At 35.0% G+C, this 21,480-nt stretch carries 17 protein-coding genes; 12 read left to right on the top strand and 5 right to left on the bottom strand.

What is annotated here, in order from left to right; translation table 11 throughout:
- Nucleotides 1–92 precede the first annotated feature (92 nt).
- The 7 genes from BT156_RS14480 (at nt 93) to BT156_RS14450 (ending at nt 10,434) form a co-directional block, all read left to right on the top strand.
- Nucleotides 93–2,927: a T9SS type B sorting domain-containing protein gene (locus BT156_RS14480; protein ID WP_072411060.1), complete on the top strand. Its 2,835-nt coding sequence runs from the start codon at nt 93–95 to the stop codon at nt 2,925–2,927.
- Between the two features lie 113 nt (nt 2,928–3,040).
- A complete protein-coding gene (locus BT156_RS14475) occupies nt 3,041–6,439 on the top strand; it encodes a T9SS type B sorting domain-containing protein (RefSeq protein WP_072411059.1) in 3,399 nt (1,132 codons plus the stop codon).
- Between the two features lie 134 nt (nt 6,440–6,573).
- Complete coding sequence (locus tag BT156_RS14470; RefSeq protein ID WP_072411057.1) at nt 6,574–7,362, top strand: hypothetical protein; 789 nt, start codon at nt 6,574–6,576, stop codon at nt 7,360–7,362.
- A gap of 202 nt (nt 7,363–7,564) precedes the next feature.
- A complete protein-coding gene (locus tag BT156_RS14465) occupies nt 7,565–8,350 on the top strand; it encodes a DUF6759 domain-containing protein (protein WP_072411055.1) in 786 nt (261 codons plus the stop codon).
- 84 nt (nt 8,351–8,434) lie between these two features.
- Nucleotides 8,435–9,112, top strand: coding sequence for a tRNA (guanosine(46)-N7)-methyltransferase TrmB (gene trmB, locus BT156_RS14460; protein WP_072411053.1), 678 nt, complete (start codon nt 8,435–8,437; stop codon nt 9,110–9,112).
- Between the two features lie 192 nt (nt 9,113–9,304).
- On the top strand, nt 9,305–9,952 hold the full coding sequence (locus BT156_RS14455) for a DUF6759 domain-containing protein (RefSeq protein WP_072411051.1): 648 nt from the start codon (nt 9,305–9,307) through the stop codon (nt 9,950–9,952).
- A 32-nt stretch (nt 9,953–9,984) separates the two neighbouring features.
- Nucleotides 9,985–10,434 carry a DUF6759 domain-containing protein gene (locus BT156_RS14450; protein WP_072411049.1) on the top strand — a complete coding sequence of 150 codons (450 nt, stop codon included), beginning with the start codon at nt 9,985–9,987 and terminating at the stop codon, nt 10,432–10,434.
- A gap of 74 nt (nt 10,435–10,508) precedes the next feature.
- Here BT156_RS14450 and rpsB read toward each other — a convergent pair whose 3' ends face one another.
- The 3 genes from rpsB to rplM all read right to left on the bottom strand — a co-directional run bounded on the left by rpsB (nt 10,509) and on the right by rplM (nt 12,329).
- Nucleotides 10,509–11,273, bottom strand: coding sequence for a 30S ribosomal protein S2 (gene rpsB, locus BT156_RS14445; RefSeq protein WP_066754696.1), 765 nt, complete (start codon nt 11,271–11,273; stop codon nt 10,509–10,511).
- Nucleotides 11,274–11,481: 208 nt separating this feature from the next.
- The gene (gene rpsI / locus BT156_RS14440) at nt 11,482–11,868 is read right to left on the bottom strand and encodes a 30S ribosomal protein S9 (protein ID WP_054511446.1); all 387 of its coding nucleotides are present in this window, start codon (nt 11,866–11,868) and stop codon (nt 11,482–11,484) included.
- Between the two features lie 5 nt (nt 11,869–11,873).
- Nucleotides 11,874–12,329 (bottom strand): 50S ribosomal protein L13, encoded by a 456-nt coding sequence (gene rplM / locus BT156_RS14435; RefSeq protein ID WP_066754694.1) that lies wholly within the window; start codon nt 12,327–12,329, stop codon nt 11,874–11,876.
- Nucleotides 12,330–12,675: 346 nt separating this feature from the next.
- Between rplM and BT156_RS14430 the strand changes: the two genes are divergently transcribed.
- Complete coding sequence (locus BT156_RS14430; protein WP_072411047.1) at nt 12,676–13,785, top strand: DUF3667 domain-containing protein; 1,110 nt, start codon at nt 12,676–12,678, stop codon at nt 13,783–13,785.
- A 40-nt stretch (nt 13,786–13,825) separates the two neighbouring features.
- On the opposite strand, the gene BT156_RS14425 is transcribed toward BT156_RS14430, so the two are convergent.
- On the bottom strand, nt 13,826–14,158 hold the full coding sequence (locus BT156_RS14425; RefSeq protein WP_072411046.1) for a hypothetical protein: 333 nt from the start codon (nt 14,156–14,158) through the stop codon (nt 13,826–13,828).
- A gap of 183 nt (nt 14,159–14,341) precedes the next feature.
- On the opposite strand from BT156_RS14425, the gene BT156_RS14420 reads away from it, so the two are divergent.
- The 4 genes from BT156_RS14420 to BT156_RS14405 all read left to right on the top strand — a co-directional run bounded on the left by BT156_RS14420 (nt 14,342) and on the right by BT156_RS14405 (nt 20,769).
- On the top strand, nt 14,342–17,689 hold the full coding sequence (locus BT156_RS14420) for a methylmalonyl-CoA mutase family protein (protein ID WP_072411045.1): 3,348 nt from the start codon (nt 14,342–14,344) through the stop codon (nt 17,687–17,689).
- Between the two features lie 98 nt (nt 17,690–17,787).
- A complete protein-coding gene (locus tag BT156_RS14415; RefSeq protein WP_072411044.1) occupies nt 17,788–18,498 on the top strand; it encodes a Dph6-related ATP pyrophosphatase in 711 nt (236 codons plus the stop codon).
- A gap of 42 nt (nt 18,499–18,540) precedes the next feature.
- Complete coding sequence (locus BT156_RS14410) at nt 18,541–19,437, top strand: hypothetical protein (protein WP_072411043.1); 897 nt, start codon at nt 18,541–18,543, stop codon at nt 19,435–19,437.
- Between the two features lie 162 nt (nt 19,438–19,599).
- The gene (locus tag BT156_RS14405; protein ID WP_072411042.1) at nt 19,600–20,769 is read left to right on the top strand and encodes a serine hydrolase domain-containing protein; all 1,170 of its coding nucleotides are present in this window, start codon (nt 19,600–19,602) and stop codon (nt 20,767–20,769) included.
- Here BT156_RS14405 and BT156_RS14400 read toward each other — a convergent pair.
- Entirely contained in the window at nt 20,750–21,475 is a 726-nt protein-coding gene (locus BT156_RS14400; RefSeq protein WP_139255486.1) for a hypothetical protein, read from the bottom strand. The genes BT156_RS14405 and BT156_RS14400 overlap by 20 nt on opposite strands.
- Nucleotides 21,476–21,480: the final 5 nt, after the last annotated feature.

Genomic DNA, 21,480 nt, shown 5'->3' with positions numbered 1-21,480 from the left:
GGTTTTTTATGCTATAAACCTTTTTATTTTAAACATATTATCAATACATATTAAAATATTCTGTTATTTTTGCAAAATCCTAATTCCAGCTTATGAAAAAATTTCTACTATCTTTAGTATTAATTGTCTTGGCAGTTAATACTCTCTTTGCACAAAGAGACACAGACCATTGGTTTGCTCCTTATTTTAACTCCTCAACATCGTCAACGTATGAACATGGTTTATACTTTTCCACAGATTCGGCTACTCCGTTTCCGGTAACGATTTACAACAACAATGTTGTGATCGGGACTGTGACCATTAGTAAAGGTAGTCCTCAGATGTTTACATTGCCTTCGCAGTATATTACAACAACAAATACTTCGAGCGCTGCTGTTCCCAACAATATGGGAGTATATACAAAAGGAGATAAGCCTTATTTTACATCATTAAGAATATATAACAGTGTTCATGGTGAGATTGTAACTTCTAAAGGAAAAGCCGGCATCGGAACAACATTCTATGCTGCTGCAACTCCGATCACTACTTCCTTAACGAGTAGTAGTGCAATGAACTTCACAACAGGTATCATGGCAACCGAGGACAATACGAAAGTAACGGTTACCGGATATGATCCCAACATTCAGTTTATCAACAATGCAACACCTCCTTTAACGTTAAATTTTACTTTAAATAAAGGACAGTCTTACATTCTTGCCGGTGTTGGAAATACAGTTGCCAACCAGACAGGCTTCATCGGAACAAAAATTTCATCTGATAAACCTGTTTCCGTAACCAACGGAAATGCAAACGGAATGTTCGCGACAGGAAATACAACCGCAGGATCCGACCTTGTAATGGATCAATCTGTTCCCACAACTCGTCTTGGAAAAGAATTTGCAATGGTAAGAAGCTTATCTCCACTCACCAATCATTACGATATGGAAGGGGGAATTATAATTGCCACAGAAAACAACACCGAAATTTTCCTTAATGATGCTACAACACCTGTTGCAACTCTTAACGAGGGAGATTATTACAGAATTTTAAACAGTGCCTACATCAGCCAAGGTGGCGGACATTACAATGTTTACGTTCATAGTACAAAAAATATTTATTTATATCAATTAATCGGATCATCAGGCGGAACTGCAACGGCAGGATACAACTATATCCCACCATTGAACTGTTTCTTACCAAGAAAGATTGATGAAATTGGTAATATTCAGGCGATGCCGACCTACACGGGTACAGTTGTTTTAAAGCTTAATATCTTAACAGAAAAAGGAGCTGCTGTAACAGTAAATGGAGCTGTTCCAACTCCGGCTCAGGGTCCGTATCCTCTTTTGGGTAATGATCAATGGGTTACGTACGCCATCACCGGTATTACAGGAAACGTTACCATTACTTCAACAAAGGCTGTTACTGCCGGTGTAAACGGTGGATATAGCACAGCCGGATATGGAGGTTATTTTGCAGGATTCTCTTCAATCCCTTTAATTGCTAAGCAAACCGGAACTTGTATTCCAGGTTTAGTATTGGAGGTTGATGACAGTTTTGAAACCTATCAATGGTTCAGAAACGGTGTTGCTATTGCGGGAGCTAATGCTAACTCATACACGCCAACACAATCCGGAGATTATACCGTAAGAATTACAATCGGATCATGTCCTCCGGAGACTACCCCAGTTTATAAAGTATATACTTGCCTTCAAGAGACAACAAAAGCAATGACTGTTTGTGAGGGTCTTTTAAATATCGTTCCTCAGTTTACGACTTCAAGTCAGGTTCCTGTTCCGGGAACTGTAACGATTATTACTCCTCCTGCAAATGGTACAGCAGGTGTAGACCCTGTAACAGGTGTAATCACTTACGTTCCAACCGTTGGATATTTTGGGACAGATAAAATTGTTTATAAATTCTGTGGTAATGATCCAAATTTTGTGGATTGTGAGCAGATTACTTTAAATTTAACCGTATCAAAAAGTCCGGTAGTCAATAATGCAACTTTAAGATCTTGTTTCATTGAAACTAATCCGGCAACGGCATTATTTAATCTTACTTTAGCCAGCGTTTCTACAGAACCGGGAGTTACTAAAAGATATTTCCCATCTCCTACTGATGCTGCAAATGGGACGAATGAAATTAATAATCCAACAAACTACATCGCACCAAACGGTGTTGTATATATAAGAGTGACAAACGCAAACGGATGTTTCAGTGTAGCTGAAGTTACGCTTATCGTCCTTGCACCTGTAAAATCTGCTATATTGGAAGATAAGATCATCTGTATGGAAGACAAAACAACGCTGGATGCAGGTCCAGGTTTTAATGCTTATGAATGGAGCACAGGCGCGATAACTCCGTCTATCAATAACGTAGGGGTTGGTACTTATTGGGTAAAACTAAAAACAGGTGACTGTATTACAAAACAAACGGTAACTGTATATTCTTCTGAGCAACCCGTTATCTCAAACATTGATATTACAAACAACACTGTGACTGCCTATGTGGTTGGTGGAACGGCTCCATATAAATATTCTATGGATAATATCAATTGGCAGGATTCAAACATATTTAAAGACGTTCCTAGAGGAAACGGAACGGTATATGTAAAAGATGCTTATGACTGTAATCCTATTGAGGTTGAAATTACAATTCCTAATCTGATCAACGTAATTACACCTAATAATGACGGCGTTAATGATTTTATTGATTATTCAGCACTAGCTCACAAGCCTAATTTGGTTGTGAATATCTTCGACAGATACGGAAGCAAAATCTATCAGGCAGATAAAACAAACGGATACAAATGGGGCGGAACTACAAACGGAACCAATAAAGTATCCACAGGAAATTACTGGTACGATATCAGCTGGAACGAGCCTAATAAAAAGCAAACTCCAATTAAATTCTCCGGTTGGATCTTAGTGAAAAACAGAGAATAATTAATTTAAAATATTTTAATTAAAACCACGATTCCCCAATCGTGGTTTTTTTGTTATTTTTTCAAGGGTTTACTACTTTTTATTATTAAATTTGTGATAAAAGCTGATCCTGAATGAAGAAAATTTTATCTTTTTTATTTATATTCTATATTTTCACTTCAACTTTCGCACAGTTGGACAGAGAACATTGGTTTGCCCCAATGGTAGATAGAACGGGAAACCCGAATCCTTATCAAAATTTATATCTTTCCACCAACAGAACGACATCATTTCCGGTAAGTATTTACAACAATAATGTCCTGATCGGAACAGTAAACATCAGCAAAAACAATCCTCAGAAATTTGATGTTTTAAGAGATTATATCATCACAACTCAACAGACGGATTTATTTACACCTACCTCAAAAGGACTTTATCTAAAAGCAGAATTTCCTTTTTATGCTAACTTGAGATTTTCGGTTTTTAATCACGCAGAAATTATTACTTCGAAAGGAATTCCTGCTACGGGAAAGACTTTTTATGCAGCAAGTGCGCCTATAACTGTCAGCAATTTTATTTTGAATTTCATGACGAGTATATTGGCGACTGAAGACAATACAACAGTTACAATTTCAGGATATAAAAGTACCGTACAGTTTTCCAACGGAACAACCGGAGTCACAAACCCGACCATGACTTTTACATTAAATAAAGGGCAATCGTATATTATTGATGGTAACGGTTCCCTATCCGGAAATTTTGACGGCTTCATCGGGTCTAAAATTGTTTCAAATAAACCTATAAATGTCACCAACGGAAACTTCAACGGTCAATATGCCGGAAATTTTCCCGGCAGTTCTGATATTTTGATGGATCAGTCTGTCCCTGTTGAAAGACTGGGTAGCGAATTTGCCATTGTAAAAGGCAACGGAAGTATCGGAGCCAATATGGAAGGCGCGGTGGTGATCGCTACAGAAGATAACACTCAAATTTTTGTCAATAATGAAATACCTCCGGTAGCGACATTAAATACAGGACAGTATTTTGTAATTCCAGACACCAAATATCAGCTACAGGGAAGCGGACACTATAATTTATATGTAAAAACATCGAAAAACGCTTACGTTTATCAGATTCTTGCCGGAGATTCAGCTTCAGGAAGTGAGGTAGCAACGGGTGGTTTTAATTTTATTCCTGCCCTGAATTGTTATTTACCAAAACAGATCAACGAACTAGGTTTTATTAATGAAAACTTTGTTCATTCGAATGGAAATCCTTTAGGAATTTTAAATATTCCGACTAAGCTTAATTTAATTACAGAAAAAGGTGCCGTTGTAACAGTAAACGGAACTCAGCCTTTGGCCAGTACAGGGCCTTTCAATATGACAGGTACCAATAATTGGGTAACTTATGGTATTCCGAATGTTACAGGAACAATTACAGTAGTTTCAACTAAAGCGATCATGGCAGGAATAAGTGCAGGAAGTGATGCCGTGGGATATGGCGGCTTCTTTGCAGGTTTTCCTACACAGCCTGTGATTTTAAAATCTGGCGGAGATTGCGCGCCGGGGATTGTTCTTACCGTCGATCCAATTATTTATGACACTTATCAATGGTACCGAAATGACATTCTTATTCCGGGAGCCAATGCAGCAACCTATATTCCTACGCAATCCGGATATTATCATTGCTCGGTAACAATGGGAAGCTGTGCGCCTTTAGTTTCAGCAAAATTCAAGGTTTTGAATTGTTTAAAACAAACTACCGCAATTTACGATGTCTGCTCAGTAAAAACCATTACTCCAGCGTTTAGCAGTTCTACACAAACACCGGTTCCTTCTACCGTTGCAATTACGACTCCTCCAACTTTAGGAACAGCAGTTGTAAATCCAACCACAGGAATAATTACCTACACCGTTACCAACCCGGGAACTACCGGAACAGATACTTTCACCTATACTTTCTGCGGAAATGACCCAGACTTTCCGGATTGTGAATCGGTAACCGTAACAATTAATATTCAGGCATTAACAGTTACTAATAAAACATTAACTGCCTGTAACATTAATGGACAGGGAACTTTTAATTTAACAACGGCTAATGTTACCAACAACAGCCCGGTAACAATTACCTATTACCCTACGCTGCTTGACGCCCAAAACGAGAATCTTGCAGCATTAATTACAGTACCTACCACCTATACTGCTCCAAACGGAACCATCGTTTATGCCGTAGTTAAAAATAATATCGGCTGTAAAAGTATTGCTCAGATTACACTTAATTTATATAATCTTGCCATTGTTTTAAATAATTATAATGGCGTATTTTGTGATGATAATTTAGATGGAATTGTAACCGTTAATTTATCAAACATCACTCCTATTGTCCTTAATAATCCCACTTATTTTACGAATGTAAGATATTACGCTAATTTAAGTGATGCCAACTTAGGAAATGCCAATACGCTTCCTAACAACTGGAGTTACACTGCACCCACAACAATTTACATAAGAGTTGATTCTCCTGACGGATGCGCAAGTGTTGTTCAGCCTTTAAATTTCAGTATTGGAGCTAAGATTCCTTTAATGAAAACTTCATATCTTGTAAGTGTGTGCGATAACGATCTTGACGGAATTAAAAACGTTGATCTGGCACAATTTATTTCACAATTTACGATAGATCCTAACGTTACAGTGACATATCACGCGACTTTAGCTGATGCTCAAAATAATGTTGCCCCTCTCGGAAATCCAATGAACCTTACCGGAGCTCAGACCATCCATATCAGATTTGAAAAACCGGGAGTATGTCCTAATGTAGCTTCAATTACAATTAATATTAAAACTCCGAAAAAATCAAATATCCTTTTTGATAAAATCGTTTGTCCAAAAACAACGACAAATTTAGATGCCGGACCTGGTTTCGACAGCTACCTCTGGAGCACAGGCGCAACCACACCTGCTATCACGAACGTTTCGGCCGGAAGTTATTGGGTAGATCTTACTTTTGATGGTTGCACATACAGACAAGCTGTCAATGTTACAGAATCTGTTCTGCCTGCAATCGTTTCAATTGAGGTCAACGGAAATACGGTAACCGTTGGCGTAAGCGGCGGAACTCCTCCATACGAATACTCTTTAGACGGAATTAACTGGCAAAACTCCAATGTTTTCCAGAATGTACCGAGAGGAAATCATGTTGTACACGTAAGAGATTCCAGAAACTGTGACGAAATTACGAGAACATTTACCATAATTAATCTAATCAACACCATAACTCCAAACCATGACGGACATAATGATGGTATTGATTATTCGGCCTTAATGGGCAATGACAATCTTATATTCAGAATTTTCGACAGATACGGCGCCGAAGTTTTCAGAGGAACTCCTACTAACAGATTCACCTGGGACGGAACCTTGGGCGGAAGACCCATAAACACTGCCACTTATTGGTATTTTATAAGCTGGACAGAATTCGGAGGCAGTACATCGGTAAAATATACAAGCTGGCTATTGGTAAAAAACAGATAATTTAACGTATATCACAAACTGGGTTTATAACATTCATTAACAGTTTCATTATAAAGTTTAATATAACTTTAACCTGATTTCACTAGATAAGTAGGTATAAATTATTGGATTTCTATGTAATTTTGCCCTATTATATGAAGAAACTTATTACTCTAGTAGTCTTGCTTTTTCTGGTAAAAATCAATGCTCAAATATATAATGGGGAGGTCTTTTTAAGAGACAACTCAGTATTATATCTTAATCAGGTTTATGTAACCAATCTTACTACGCAAAGAACTGTTCTTACAGATTATAATGGCGATTTTACTATTCAGGCAAACGCCGGAGATGTCATCCGTTTTACCTCAATTGTAACGGAAAGGAAAGATATTCAATTATCTCCTCAAATGCTTGGCTCTAAAAATTTAATTGAATTAAAAATAGCCTACCATGATATTCAGGAAATTATCATCAGTAGATTTAAGCCTACCGGAAATTTGAGATATGATGTAAATGCTCTGAAAAAAGAAGATAAGGCTCTGGCTCTGAAAAAGGTAATAGGTTTACCAGAACCAAAAGGCGACGGAAATCCACCGGAGTTGCCTGTTGCAGGACTTAGAGATGGCGGGCTTACTTTTAGTTTAGAAAGTATCTACGATATTTTATCCGGAGAAAGGAAGAAAAAACAGCGTTATGTAGCCTACGAGAAGATGAACAGCTCCGTTACTCAGATTAAAAATTATTTAGGAAAAGATTATTTCCTGAAATTTAAAATACCTGAAAATCTGATCGATAATTTCCTTCAATTTGTTTATACTTCAGAAAATATTCAGCCTTATATTATGAATGGTAATTTTGAAGCCGTAAAAATCCCGATTGAAAAATATATGCCTATTTATCAGAGAAGGCTTAGAAACTCTCATCTTCAGGATGTTATAAAATAAATTAGCACCATATTTGCTGTAAAGGAATGTATGTCATAAAATTTTATGGTGTACATTCCTTTATTTTTTTAAAATATGTTTAATTTTATGCGATAATTAGGTGTTTTAACGATTACTATTCCCTTTAATTTAGAAAACACTTAATTCTTAAAACACAAGTAAAGAAAAAGATTAGTTTATTTTTTAAACCTAATATTAGTGAATGAAAAAGATACTTTTACTCTTTAGTACAGTGTTATTTTTTGGACTTTTTTCTGCTCAGAGAAAAGACAAAGACTACAGCAATATCTTAAAAAGCAAAAACATTTATGAGATAAATGCCTTCTTAAGAGATGCTCACCCAGATGATCCGCGCAGAACCGTACTAAAACCAAGAGTAATGGAAATGATGAAGGAATATATTAAAAACGCGCGTCCCGAGGATCAAAAAGTAAGACAAATGCAGGAACAGCTTGCTTTGCTGAAAAGAAGACCTTCCACAAAAATTACATTCGATGAGATGAATGCAATTATCAAACAAAAGCAAATCGCAAAATACAACGCAGAACTGCAGGCAAAACAATCTTTAGTTGTATACACTCCCAGCAGTGCCAAAAATGTTTACGTTACCAATACCTCTGCTACAGCTTCAACCACAGTTGTTGCTGATACGGAAGCAGAAGAATTCAATATGCTGATGTCTGTATCTCCAACGGAACACAAAAATAAAACAGTACAGATATTGAACTCACTTTTCGATAATGATCCGATGAGTAAAGAGTGTATCGTGCTTATTCAAAACAAATCCGACTGTAATATTATTGTAAGAATGGAAGGCATCGGTACTACAAAATACAGACTTGCCGTGCCTGCACATAACGAAAGCTCGGTTGTAGTTACAAAAGGTGATTATCTTTTAACAAGCATTGTCTGCGGAGCCCAATATGCATCCCAAAAAACGATCCAAAAACCACTGATGGTAGCATTGGGAAGCTCTCCTAAAAAATAACAAATCCTCAAAACCTTCTTTTATAGTTAAAAGTCAAGGTCATGTTTCTAAATTTCGCTATTTTTGCAGGATTTTATATATCTCATGGGCAAAAATAAATTAGCAAGATTCGCTGAAAACAAAATACTACCAAACGTTATCCAACCAACAAGAGACGAAGCTTTAAATAGCTTTGCATTGAAAGGAAAATGGAGAACAGATTTCTTCAAAAATGATAACCCAATTGTTCTTGAATTAGGCTGTGGCAAAGGAGAATATTCAGTAGGACTTGCAAAAACTTTTCCTGAAAAAAACTTTATCGGTATTGACATCAAAGGTGCCAGATTTTGGTTTGGAGCTAAAGAAGCTGTAGAAAATAACATGGGAAATGTAGCTTTTGTAAGGTCTCAGATTGAATTGGTTGACCATTTTTTTGGTGAAAACGAAGTAGATGAAATTTGGATCACGTTCCCTGATCCGCAGATCAAATACAGACGTACAAAACACAGATTAACTCACCCCGATTTTCTTGAAAGATATAAAAAATTCCTGAAACCTGGCGGAATCATTCACTTAAAGACAGATTCTGAGTTTTTACATGGCTATACTTTAGGCTACCTTCAAGGTGCGGGCTATGAAATTGTATCGGCACATCATGATATTTACGGAGCTGCAGAATACGATCCGGGTACAGAACATTTAAGAGATATTAAAACCTATTATGAAGAATTATTTTCCGCAAAAGGAAAAACAATAACCTATATTAAGTTCAAAATAAATTAAAAAACAGAAAGATGAAAAAACACACCCTCATTCATTTTACTTTAAATAGTTAATCATTTTTTATTATTTGAGTGATAAAATTCGCTCACAAAAATAAAGGTTGTAAAAATTTACACCCTTGTTTTTCCATTGAAAAAAACACAAAACAAACACATAAAAACATAGAAGTAACAACTTTTAAAATTTTTATCAATGAAAAAAAAATCTCTCATCATTTCAATACTTTTTGTATTGATCTCAAGTTTCACACATGCTCAAAAAAGTAGCAGCAAAAACATTCTCAAAAGTACCAACATTCAGGAAATGGAAGAATATCTCAGAACCTGCCATCCGGAAGATCCCAAAAAAAGTGTTTTAAAGCCAAAATTAATCGCATTAAAAAATGAGGAATGGACGAAGGGCAAAAAAGACGCAAAACCAATGGAAGCCAGACCTGTTATCACAGAGATTCCCAATAGTGTAATGAGAGATGCTAATTCTAAGGATGCAGAAGATTTTAAACGCCTAATATCTGAAACAAAAAAAGATCATAAAGAAAAGACTGTAAAGCTTTTAAATGCAATGATTAATGAAGATATCAGTAAAAAGGAGGTCATTCTATTACTTAAAAATCATTCTGACTGTAATCTGGTTTTAAGAATTGAAGGAAAAGATTTCTACAATCTGGCTATTCCTGCGCACGAAGAAAATTTTATTGTGATTAATAAAGGATCTTATACGCTGAACAGTAATGTTTGTGACGTGAAATATAATTCACAGAAAGACATAAAAAAGAATATGCTTTTAACCATAAATAACCCCTCACAGGTTGGGAATAAAACGATTTCAAATAATAAGTAAAAAAGATTATTTTTACATCACAAATTTCTCATATGAAAAAGACGATACTTTTTTACAGCTTTGCTTTGGCTATATTGTTAAATAGCTGTGGTACAACAAATTATCGTTCAACCCCAACTGCTAAAAGACCGGTGGGTATTATTCGTTCGGGCGCAAACAACTCAACAAGCCAAGTAGAAAGGGAATACAGCGCCTTAATAAAGACTTATAAGTCCGAAACAGCCGAGGTTCTTACAGACCTTTTAAACGGGTCAGATGGAGACAGAACCTCTATCACCGTGGAAAATAATTCGAGATGCAATATGGTTCTTACGATCAGTGGAAATAATTACTTCAAAAAAATTCCAATTGGGACTAATAAAATAGGTACTGCAATGGTTCCTAAAAATCAGAATTATAATCTATCCGGAATGTTGTGTAATTCTGTATATCAAAAAACAAAGTTTATAACGACGTCTTACAACATTAAACTTTCAAACTAATCTTACATTAATAAGCACAAAAAAAACCGCTAAACAAAGTTTAGCGGTTTTAATATTTTAAAGAAAATCTTTAATTATTCAGCAGAATCGAAATCTGCATCTTTATCAGCAGATACTACTTCTCCTTCTTCTTTAGATTTTTCTTTATCAGCTTTTCTTTGAGTCTGACCGTCTTTGATAGATTCTGAAACTACGCTCAAGATCATATCGATAGACTTAGAAGCATCATCGTTTCCTGGGATAACGAAATCAACTTTTCTAGGATCAGAGTTTGTATCAACAATACCGAAAACTGGAATACCTAATTTCTTAGCTTCAGTTACAGCGATATGCTCTCTCATGATATCTACAACGAAGATTGCAGAAGGAAGACGAACCATGTCAGAGATAGAACCTAAGTTTTTCTCTAAGTTAGCTCTTTGTCTGTCAACCTGAAGTCTTTCTTTTTTAGATAAAGTTTCGAACGTACCGTCTTTTTTCATTTTGTCGATATGGTTCATTTTCTTAACAGCCTTTCTGATAGTAACAAAGTTTGTTAACATACCTCCCGGCCATCTTTCTGTAATATAAGGCATATTAAGTTCAGAAGCGTGTTTTGCAACAACTTCTTTTGCTTGCTTTTTAGTAGCAACAAAAAGAACTTTTTTACCTGCAGAAGTTAATTTTTCTAAAGCGCTACAAGCTTCATCCAATTTAACTGCTGTTTTATGTAAGTCTACAATGTGAATACCATTTTTCTCCATAAAAATGTATGGAGCCATATTTGGATTCCACTTTCTAGTCATGTGACCGAAGTGTACACCAGCCTCTAGAAGGTCTTTTACATTTGCTTTTGCCATGTTTTCTGTTTTTGTTAGTTTACTTTCCGCTTCTTATGCAATCAACAACTTCTTTAGATGGGAGAAGTGTTTGGATGCTAAACGTAACGGGCAAAGTTGCTGTTGGCTTATTGCTTTTGGCAACTGGCTTCCCAGCTTTGGGTTAAAAAATAATTTTTTAAAAATTTTTCTAAAGCTATCCGCCATAAGCCAATAGCCATACGCTTTTTTAACGTTTTGAGAATTGGAATCTCTTTCTTGCTTTTTTCTGACCTGGCTTCTTTCTTTCCACCATTCTTGCATCTCTCGTAAGTAAACCAGCAGGTTTTAAAGCTAATCTGAATTCAGCATTGATTTCACATAAAGCTCTTGAAATACCTAATCTGATAGCTTCTGCCTGACCTGTATTACCACCACCGAAAACATTTACGGTAACGTCATACTGACCAACAGTTTCAGAAAGGATAAACGGTTGGTTTAATTTATAAACCATAACGTCTGTAGAGAAATAAGTTGCAGCCTCTTTACCGTTTACTGTAATGATTCCAGAACCTGGTTTTACATAAACTCTCGCTACAGAAGTTTTTCTTCTTCCGATTTTGTGAACTATAGACATATTAATTATTTAAATTCGTTAACATTAATTGTTGCAGGCTGTTGAGCTTCATGTTTGTGCTCAGTTCCTTCATATAAGTAAAGGTTCTTCAATAAAGCAGATCCTAATCTGTTTTTAGGTAACATACCTTTTACAGATTTTTCTAATACTTTTAAAGAATCTTTCTTTTGAAGTTCAGCTGCAGTCATAGACTTTTGACCTCCAGGATAACCTGTATGCCAGATATAAGTCTTATCGTTCCACTTGTTTCCGGAAAGAGTAACTTTCCCAGCATTCAAAACAATAACGTTATCACCACAATCTACGTGAGGTGTAAAGTTTGTTTTGTGCTTACCTCTCAAAATCTTTGCAACCGTAGAAGCTAGTCTTCCTAACGGCTGTCCTTCAGCGTCTACCACAACCCATTCTTTATTAGCAGTAGCTTTGTTCGCTGAAACAGTTTTGTAACTTAATGTATTCACACGTTTTAGTTAAAGATTAAACATAATTTTCCCCATAAGGGTGTGCAAAGGTACAAATTAATTTTGTAACCCGAAAGTATATTTTAGATAAAGTATTGAAAGTAAGTTTTGACCAAACGATACAATAGATCTTATCTATGTACATTATCTCTGGCATAAATATTGTAAATAGTTTCGCGATGAAAAAACGTTTTAGAAAATTCTAAAAACACAAGTGTAAAGTAAAGAGTTTGACAACTCAAACTCTTGCTTTATTAATTTTTCTTTAAATATTTCCGTAAAAGATTATTGATATAATTATGGTCTAAAGTTAAATAATTATATTTGCGCAAAGCCCTCAATACCTATGAGCCACGGAAAAATCAGAGAAGATAAAACTTGTTTAAACTGCAATCATCATGTAGAAGAAAGATTCTGCCCCCACTGCGGACAGGAAAACGCAGAAACAAGGCAACCTTTCTATTATCTATTCACCCATTTTTTCGAGGATTTTACTCATTACGACGGACAGTTTTGGGGTACATTAAAAAACCTTTTAATAAAGCCGGGAAAGCTTACAAGTATATATTTGGAAGGTAAAAGACAGAAATTTGTACCGCCGGTAAAGCTTTATATTTTTGTCAGTTTCATTACTTTTTTCATGTTTGCTCTTTTTCCGATGATAAATATTAATTTATCAGATAAGAAAGATGCAGAAAATCATAATAAAACAAGTTTTTTTGACAAAATAAAAGATTCGGAAACGCAGAAAATACTTGACAGTATAAAATCTGAAAAAAATCTCAGTCAGGAAGACTCTGCAACGGTTAAGAAACTTAATACATTATTATCTGATTCTGCTGAAATAAATGATTTCAAAAAAACTTTCGAAATGGATAAGAAAATCGATGCAGATGTTAATTTTGGAGGATATAGAACAAGAAAGTCCTACGACTCTTCAGTCGCTAAAAATCCATCAGCTTTGGACTTTATACAAACTCCATTAGCTCACAAATTCTTCGAATTAAAGGAAAATGGTGTTACAAAAGCGGAAATCACTAAAAATTTGGCGGAAAAATCTTTCCATAATATGCCGAAGGCTCTTTTCATTTATCTTCCGCTGTTTGCATTCTTTTTATGGATTTTTCACAATAAGAAAAAATGGTGGTATTTCGATCATGGAATCTTCACACTACATTACTTCTCTTTCCTTTTGCTGAATATTCTATTTATATTCTTAATCGCAAAATTGATCAGCGTAGTAGACATTGGGTTTATTAATGTTCTATTATATTTATTGACAGTAATTTTATCACTGTATAGCATGGTGTACTTCTTTATTGCCCATCGCCAGGTTTATCACACCCATGGAGCAGTAAGCTTTATAATTGGAATTATACTATTCACCATAAATTTCTTTGCATTTATGCTCTTGGCCGTCGGCCTTGCTTTAGTAAGCTTCCTTATGATCCACTAAATATAAAATGAGACCGCCTTTTAAGACAGTCTCATTTTTTTTATTTTCTTAATGACTTGCTTCCCTTAAAACTTGCAATTAAATAATACGCAACAAAAACCATTGAAAATTTAAGTATCGAAGGGATTGCCAATTCTAAGCTAAAAATTAATGTGCCTACCAACACCAAAGCCCCCATCGCCACAAAAGAAAAACCTAATTTTTGTGGTAGACTGATATTTGGAGTGTCTAAATAGTAAGCAATCCCCCACGCAACTCCGAAAGCCAGTGCATAATATATATCAAGACCGATATTTTTAGAACTATAAAAAAAATAATTAATAAGGAAACTCAAAACCGTTCCTAAAGCAAAATACATCAAAGCCTTTTTCATACAATATATAATATGATGCAAAAATAAAGAAATTAGTTAGTATTTCTAAACGAATGTTTGCTCAGTTGGGAGAAAGTCAATTCTATAAAAAAATTTAATTATTTGATTTAAAACAAATTAAATATAAAAATCGGGTTGTTATTTTATTATTATATTTGGAATTCAGAAATTTTCTAGATTTTTATGGAAACCCAAAAATATACTCCAACAAACAAAGTAAGAATTGTAACAGCAGCGTCGTTATTCGACGGGCATGATGCAGCTATTAATATCATGCGTCGTGTGATTCAGGGAACAGGATGCGAAGTTATCCACCTTGGCCACGATAAATCTGCCGAAGAAGTTGTAAATACAGCAATTCAGGAAGATGCCAACGCGATTGCATTAACATCTTATCAGGGAGGTCATAATGAATATTTTAAATACATCTACGACCTTTTAAGAGAGAAAAACTCTCCGCAGATCAAAATTTTCGGCGGCGGCGGCGGTGTCATTCTGCCTGAAGAAATCGAAGATATCATGTCTTACGGAATCGACAGAATTTATTCTCCGGACGACGGGCGTGAGCTCGGTTTACAGGGAATGATCGATGATTTGGTTAAAAGATCAGACTTCGCGACAGGTAAAGATGTGACGGCGGAAGATTTAGATTCAATTAGTTTCGAAAACTCTACAAGCATCGCTAAAATCATTTCTGCAGTTGAAAACTTCTCAGAAGAAAAACCTGAATTGGTAAAAGCGATTGACGAAAAATCAAAAGATTTAAATATTCCGATCATCGGTATCACAGGTACAGGTGGAGCAGGAAAATCTTCATTGACAGACGAATTGGTAAGACGTTTCTTACGTTCCAATACAGATAAAAAAATTGCTATTATCTCCATTGACCCTTCGAAAAAGAAAACCGGAGGTGCATTATTGGGTGACAGAATTCGTATGAACGCGATCAATGATCCTAGAGTTTATATGCGTTCGATGGCAACGAGAGAAAACAACGTTTCTGTTTCTCCGTTCATTCATTCAGCATTAAATGTGTTGAAACTGGCTCGTCCTGATGTAATCATTTTGGAGACTTCGGGTATCGGGCAATCTGGTTCGGAAGTATCAGATTTTGCGGATGTTTCAATGTATGTGATGACTCCTGAATACGGAGCTTCAACGCAGTTGGAAAAAATTGACATGTTGGATTATGCAGATTTAGTTGCTTTAAATAAATCTGACAAACGTGGTGCTTTGGATGCACTTCAAGCCGTTAGAAAACAGTTCCAGAGAAACCATTTGTTGTGGGAAAGTCCTTTGGATGATATGCCTGTTTATGCAACAAAAGCGTCTCAGTTTAACGACCACGGAACAACTGATTTATACAATAGATTAGTTGAAAAAGTAAATGATAAATTCTCTGACTTAAACTTGCAAGGTTTTGTTGAACAAGAAGTTTCTGAAGACATCACGATAATTCCTCCAAAAAGAGTTCGTTATTTATCAGAAATTGTTGAAAATAATAGAATTTACGACGCTAATGTTGAAAAACAGGCCGAATTAGCAAGAAAAATGTATCATATTGAAGGAGTAAAAAAATTCCTTTCCAATGAAACTTTAGATGCAGAATATCAAAAAGCTGAAAAAGATCTTCAACAGGAAAATATCGATTTCCTGAAAAATTGGGATGATACGAAACAGGCTTTCAAAGCTGAGTTTTATTCTTATTTCGTTCGTGGAAAAGAGATTAAAGTTGAAACCTCAACAGAATCTTTATCCCATTTAAAAATTCCAAAAATATCTTTACCAAAATATACCGATTGGGGTGATTTGATCAAATGGAAAGGTCAGGAAAACCTTCCCGGAGGATTCCCTTATACAGCCGGAATTTATCCTTTCAAAAGAACAGGAGAAGACCCGACAAGAATGTTTGCCGGAGAAGGAGGACCAGAAAGAACTAACAGAAGATTCCACTACGTTTCTGCGGAAATGGATGCAAAACGTCTTTCAACAGCCTTTGACTCAGTGACTTTATACGGACAAGATCCAGCTTTACCCCCAGATATTTATGGTAAAATTGGAAATGCGGGAGTTTCTATCGCAACATTGGATGATGCTAAAAAATTGTATTCCGGATTTGATTTGGTGAACGCCATGACTTCCGTTTCAATGACAATCAACGGACCGGCTCCGATGTTGCTGGCTTTCTTTATGAACGCTGCGATTGACCAAAATGTTGAAAAATATATTGCTGAACATAAGCTTGAAGCGAATGTTGAAAAAGCTTTAAAAGCAAAATTCGATGATAAAGGCTTAGAAAGACCAAAATATAATGGCGAATTGCCGCCATCAAATAACGGTTTAGGTTTAAAATTACTGGGAATCACGGGAGATGAAGTAATTCCTGCTGAAGTTTACGCTGAAATTAAAGCTAAAACAATAGCAACCGTTCGTGGTACCGTTCAGGCTGATATTTTAAAAGAAGACCAGGCTCAGAATACTTGTATTTTCTCTACTGAATTTGCCTTAAGATTGATGGGTGACGTTCAGGAATATTTTATTACAGAAAAAGTTAGAAACTTCTACTCGGTTTCTATTTCAGGATATCACATTGCAGAAGCAGGTGCAAATCCGGTTTCTCAGTTGGCATTTACCTTAGCAAATGGTTTCACTTATGTTGAATATTATTTGTCAAGAGGAATGGACATCAATGATTTCGCTCCAAACTTATCATTCTTCTTCTCCAACGGTATCGACCCTGAATATTCAGTAATCGGACGTGTAGCAAGAAGAATCTGGGCAAAAGCAATGAAACTGAAATACGGTGCAGACGAAAGAAGCCAGATGTTGAAATATCACATTCAGACTTCGGGACGTTCTCTTCACGCTCAGGAAATTGATTTTAATGATATCAGAACGACTTTACAGGCTCTTTATGCAATCTATGATAACTGTAATTCACTTCACACCAATGCATATGATGAGGCGATTACAACTCCGACCGAGCAATCTGTAAGAAGAGCGATGGCGATTCAGTTGATCATTAATAAAGAATTAGGTTTAGCGAAAAACGAAAATCCACTGCAAGGTTCATTTATTATTGAGGAATTAACGGATCTTGTTGAAGAAGCTGTTTATGCAGAATTCGACAGGATTACAGAAAGAGGTGGAGTTTTGGGCGCGATGGAAACGATGTACCAACGCTCGAAAATTCAGGAGGAATCGATGCATTATGAATGGTTGAAGCATACGGGAGAATATCCGATCATCGGAGTAAATACTTTCCTTGGAAAAGATGGTTCGCCAACGGTTCGTCCGGGAGAAGTTATCCGTTCGACTGAGGAAGAAAAGCAGGTTCAGATTGAAACGCTTCATAACTTCCAGAAATCTAATGAAGATAAGTCTGAAGCAGCCTTAAAAACTTTACAATACGCTGCCATCAACCAACAGAATTTATTTAACGTCATGATGGATGCCGTGAAATACTGTTCTTTAGGGCAAATTACCAATGCTTTGTTTGAAGTGGGTGGCAAGTACAGAAGAAATATGTAACAGCAGTGCCGTAGACAATTATTAACTACAAACTGCATCAACAATTATAAATTAAACCTCAAGGAATTTTCTTTGAGGTTTTTCATTATGTTTGTCACATGAAACCAAAAGCCATCTTTAACTGGAGCAGCGGAAAAGACTCCGCTCTTGCCTTGTATAAAACCTTAAAAGAAGACCGTTTTGAAATCACTTCCCTGCTTACAAGTGTAAATGAAGAATTTCAACGGATTTCTATGCATGGCGTTCATGTAGATCTTTTGAAACAACAAGCTTCAAGTCTGGGAATTCCTTTAACTATAATGGAAATTCCGAAAGAACCGTCTATGGAACAATATCGTGAGATCATGATTTCAACGATGGATACAATAAAATCTCGAGGAAATACACATTCAATTTTTGGAGATATTTTTTTGGAAGATCTTCGAAAATATCGTGAGGAACAATTACAATCTATCGGGATGGAAGCCGTTTTTCCACTTTGGGAACAAAATACTTCACACCTCATCAATGAGTTTTTACATCTTGGTTTTAAAACAATCGTGACTTGTGTGAATGCAACTTATCTTGATAAAAGCTTCGCAGGAAGAATTATTGATAAAGATTTCATTCAAGATTTACCCGACAACGTTGATCCTTGCGGAGAAAATGGAGAATTTCACACCTTTACTTTTGACGGACCTATTTTTAAAAATCCAATTCAGTTTGAAATTGGAGAAACGGTAAAGAAAACATATCCCAAACCGAAATCTGAAGAAAATGACGCTCATGAAGAATATGTTTTCTGGTTTTGTGATCTGATCTCAAAATAATATGTGAATATTTTCGTTTTTTAGCTAAACTAAAACCACATTATGAAACCTTTTTTGAGAATTGAAAAACCTTGTGAAGAATCTTTAGAAAAAATGCATGATCTTCCTGATGGAAAATTCTGCGATCTATGCTCAAAAAAAGTATTGGATTTATCAAACCTTAATGATTCTGAGATCTTAAATATAATTCAACAAAACAAAGGTGAAAAATTCTGTGGAATTGTTTTTAAAAATCAGATAAACCGTTCTTTACAACCTAAAATTTCATTTTCACAAAATCATCATTCTAGAAAAACTACTTTTACTAAAATTGCTGCAGGTGTTATTTTAACAGCAAGTATTTTTAATTCTTATCCTGCACAAACAAAGACTGTAACTAAAACAGAATTTGTTTTTTCTAAATCCAAAATTTTCAAAGAAAACACTAAAGAAGAAGATAAAACGGGTGACGGAAATATGATTATTTCAGGGAAAGTTTTAATTAAAGGAACAAACAAACCTGGCCCCCAAACGACCGTCCATTTTATTACCCCCTCAAGAATCTATTCAGCAAAAACAGATATTAAAGGCTTTTACAATTTGAAAGTTCCAAAAGAATCCATCAAGGCAGAAAACTTATTGGAATTTACTCCCGAAGATGATGATTATGAAGGGAGATTAATGATTTTCAATAAGGAAGAACTCTTCAAAAAAAATGCCATTTATCTTGCAGAAAACGATGCCAGAAAACAGTATGGAGATATTTCGGCAGAAGGTTTTTACGCGAATGAAAAATCTTTAGTTCTCTTAGAAGGAAAAAAATTAGACTATAAATTATTCAATAAAAGTTTATCTCTTTTCTCTAATAAATATGAAGTATACTATATTCCGAAAGCGTTCATAAAAGTCTTCACACCAGATGAAAAAATAGAAGACCTATTTATTACATTCGTCAAATAAGAACCTGCAAACTTTTGTAGCTTAATTTGCTCTTTACCTTGGAAGATAAAATATTTTATAATTTTGTATTAATAATATTTACTCAAAACCTCTTAAGTGAAATTAAGAGGTTTTTCTTATTTTTGAGGAACAATGTTGATTTAAAAAATTATTTACACCCAAATGACACAAAAAAATTATTATTTTTCTACAATTCTATTCCTTTTGATTACTTTAATTTCATGTGAAAAAAATATAATCAAGCAAATAGCAGCAAAGCCAATTGACAAAAACGCAATCATAGATTCTACGGTCACGGCTTTTGAAAAAAAATTGCTTGAACAACAGATAGATTCCGTTTTTAAGAAATATAATTTTAATGGAAGTGTTGCTGTCTTCAAAGATTCTGTTCAGCTTTATCGAAAAGAAAATGGTTTTTCAGATTTTAAAACTAAAACCAAGATTGATGACAATACAGTTTTCGCTATTGGTTCTGTAAGTAAACAATTTACCGCAGTAATGGTATTACTTGAAATGGAACAGGGAAAACTGAAAGTTGATGATAAGGTTTCAAAATATTTAAAGGAATTTCAGACCAAAGAATACGAAAACATTACGATTCATCAGCTCTTAAATCATACTTCAGGATTGAATTTGTTTGGAGGAAAATTGATGTTCAAAAGTGGTTCTAATTTTTTCTATTCTAATGACGGCTTTAATGCATTAGGAAAAATTATTGAAACGGTTTCAGGAAAATCTTATGATGAAAATGCTTTGAATTTATTCAAAAAAGCAGGAATGAACAGTTCTTCAACAGGAAATGTTTTTGAAGGCACCGATTTTGCCGGAGCTTATCTTGGTAATGACAAAAATTTTGAAGAAATCAAAAATATGCCTAAAAGATTAGGCGGAAAAGAAATCGGCACTCCCGCAGGAGGTATTCTTTCAACCATTCAGGATCTTCATACGTGGAATAATGCGTTGTATGGTGGGAAAATTTTAAATCCGGAAACGCTACAGAAATTCATTGCTAAAAGCTCAGAAAGACAACATCAGATCTTTGGAAAAATGGGTTACGGCTACGGAATTATGCTGAACCTCGGAAAACCCACAGCCTATTTCCATAGCGGATACATCAAAGGATCCCCTTCTCTGAATATCTATTATCCCGAAACCAAAACTTCCGTTATTATCTTGTCTAATATTGCAGATGAAGAAAAAGGAAAAAGCTCGATTTTCAGACCACATATCGAAATAAAGAAAATTACGGATGGAATTGAAAATACGGTGATTGATTTAAAAACAGAAATGATCAGCCCGAAAGCAGACCTCATCAGCCAACGGAAGGATTAAGAAAATTTTGAAGTCTTATAATTGTTTTTTTATGTTCAAAGAAATTGATTAGAAAAAAAATAATCATTACCTGAGTTATGAAAGGAAATAGTATGGTAACCAAAACAGAAGATATGTCTGCTGTATCTCCCATTTTAAAAAACAAATAGGTATACTTTCCTTCCTTTGAAATAATTTGAGCCATTGAAGTTGTACATACCATCAATAATCCCATATTTTGCTGATACATTGTGTAAAATAATCTTCCTTTGTATTTAAAATCTCTTTTAATATACTTTCTCATTTTGTAGTTACTTGCTAACACCAACAAAGGAGCAAGTATAAACAGACAGTTCTGTGCTCTGAAAAATGACGCATACGTTTCTGTACTATCTGAAAAATAAATTAATATCAGATTAACTCCAAAAGAGATTAACCCAAATAAAAGTGATTTCTTAAGAATATTATTATATCGTTCCTTTACAATCTTCTTAACAATGACAGGAATCTTTTCTGAATAAAATGCATAATAATTTGTCAGTTTAAATTCACTTTCCCATAATTTTTTGGCTTTATGAAAAGCTTCATCAAAATCTAAATGATCATTAATCTGAATTTCTAAAACCTGAGAAATCATATGATCTTTGATCTCAAATAAAATATCCAAAGGCAATTTTTGAAAAATAAGATAACCTGTTATTTGTTTTTCCTGTTCTGCTGTCATCATTTGTA

This window comes from Chryseobacterium limigenitum, from assembly GCF_900114875.1.
Taxonomy (GTDB): Bacteria; Bacteroidota; Bacteroidia; order Flavobacteriales; family Weeksellaceae; genus Chryseobacterium; species Chryseobacterium limigenitum.
Note: the sequence above shows the minus strand (reverse complement) of the source record. Positions and strands in the feature narration are given on the sequence as shown.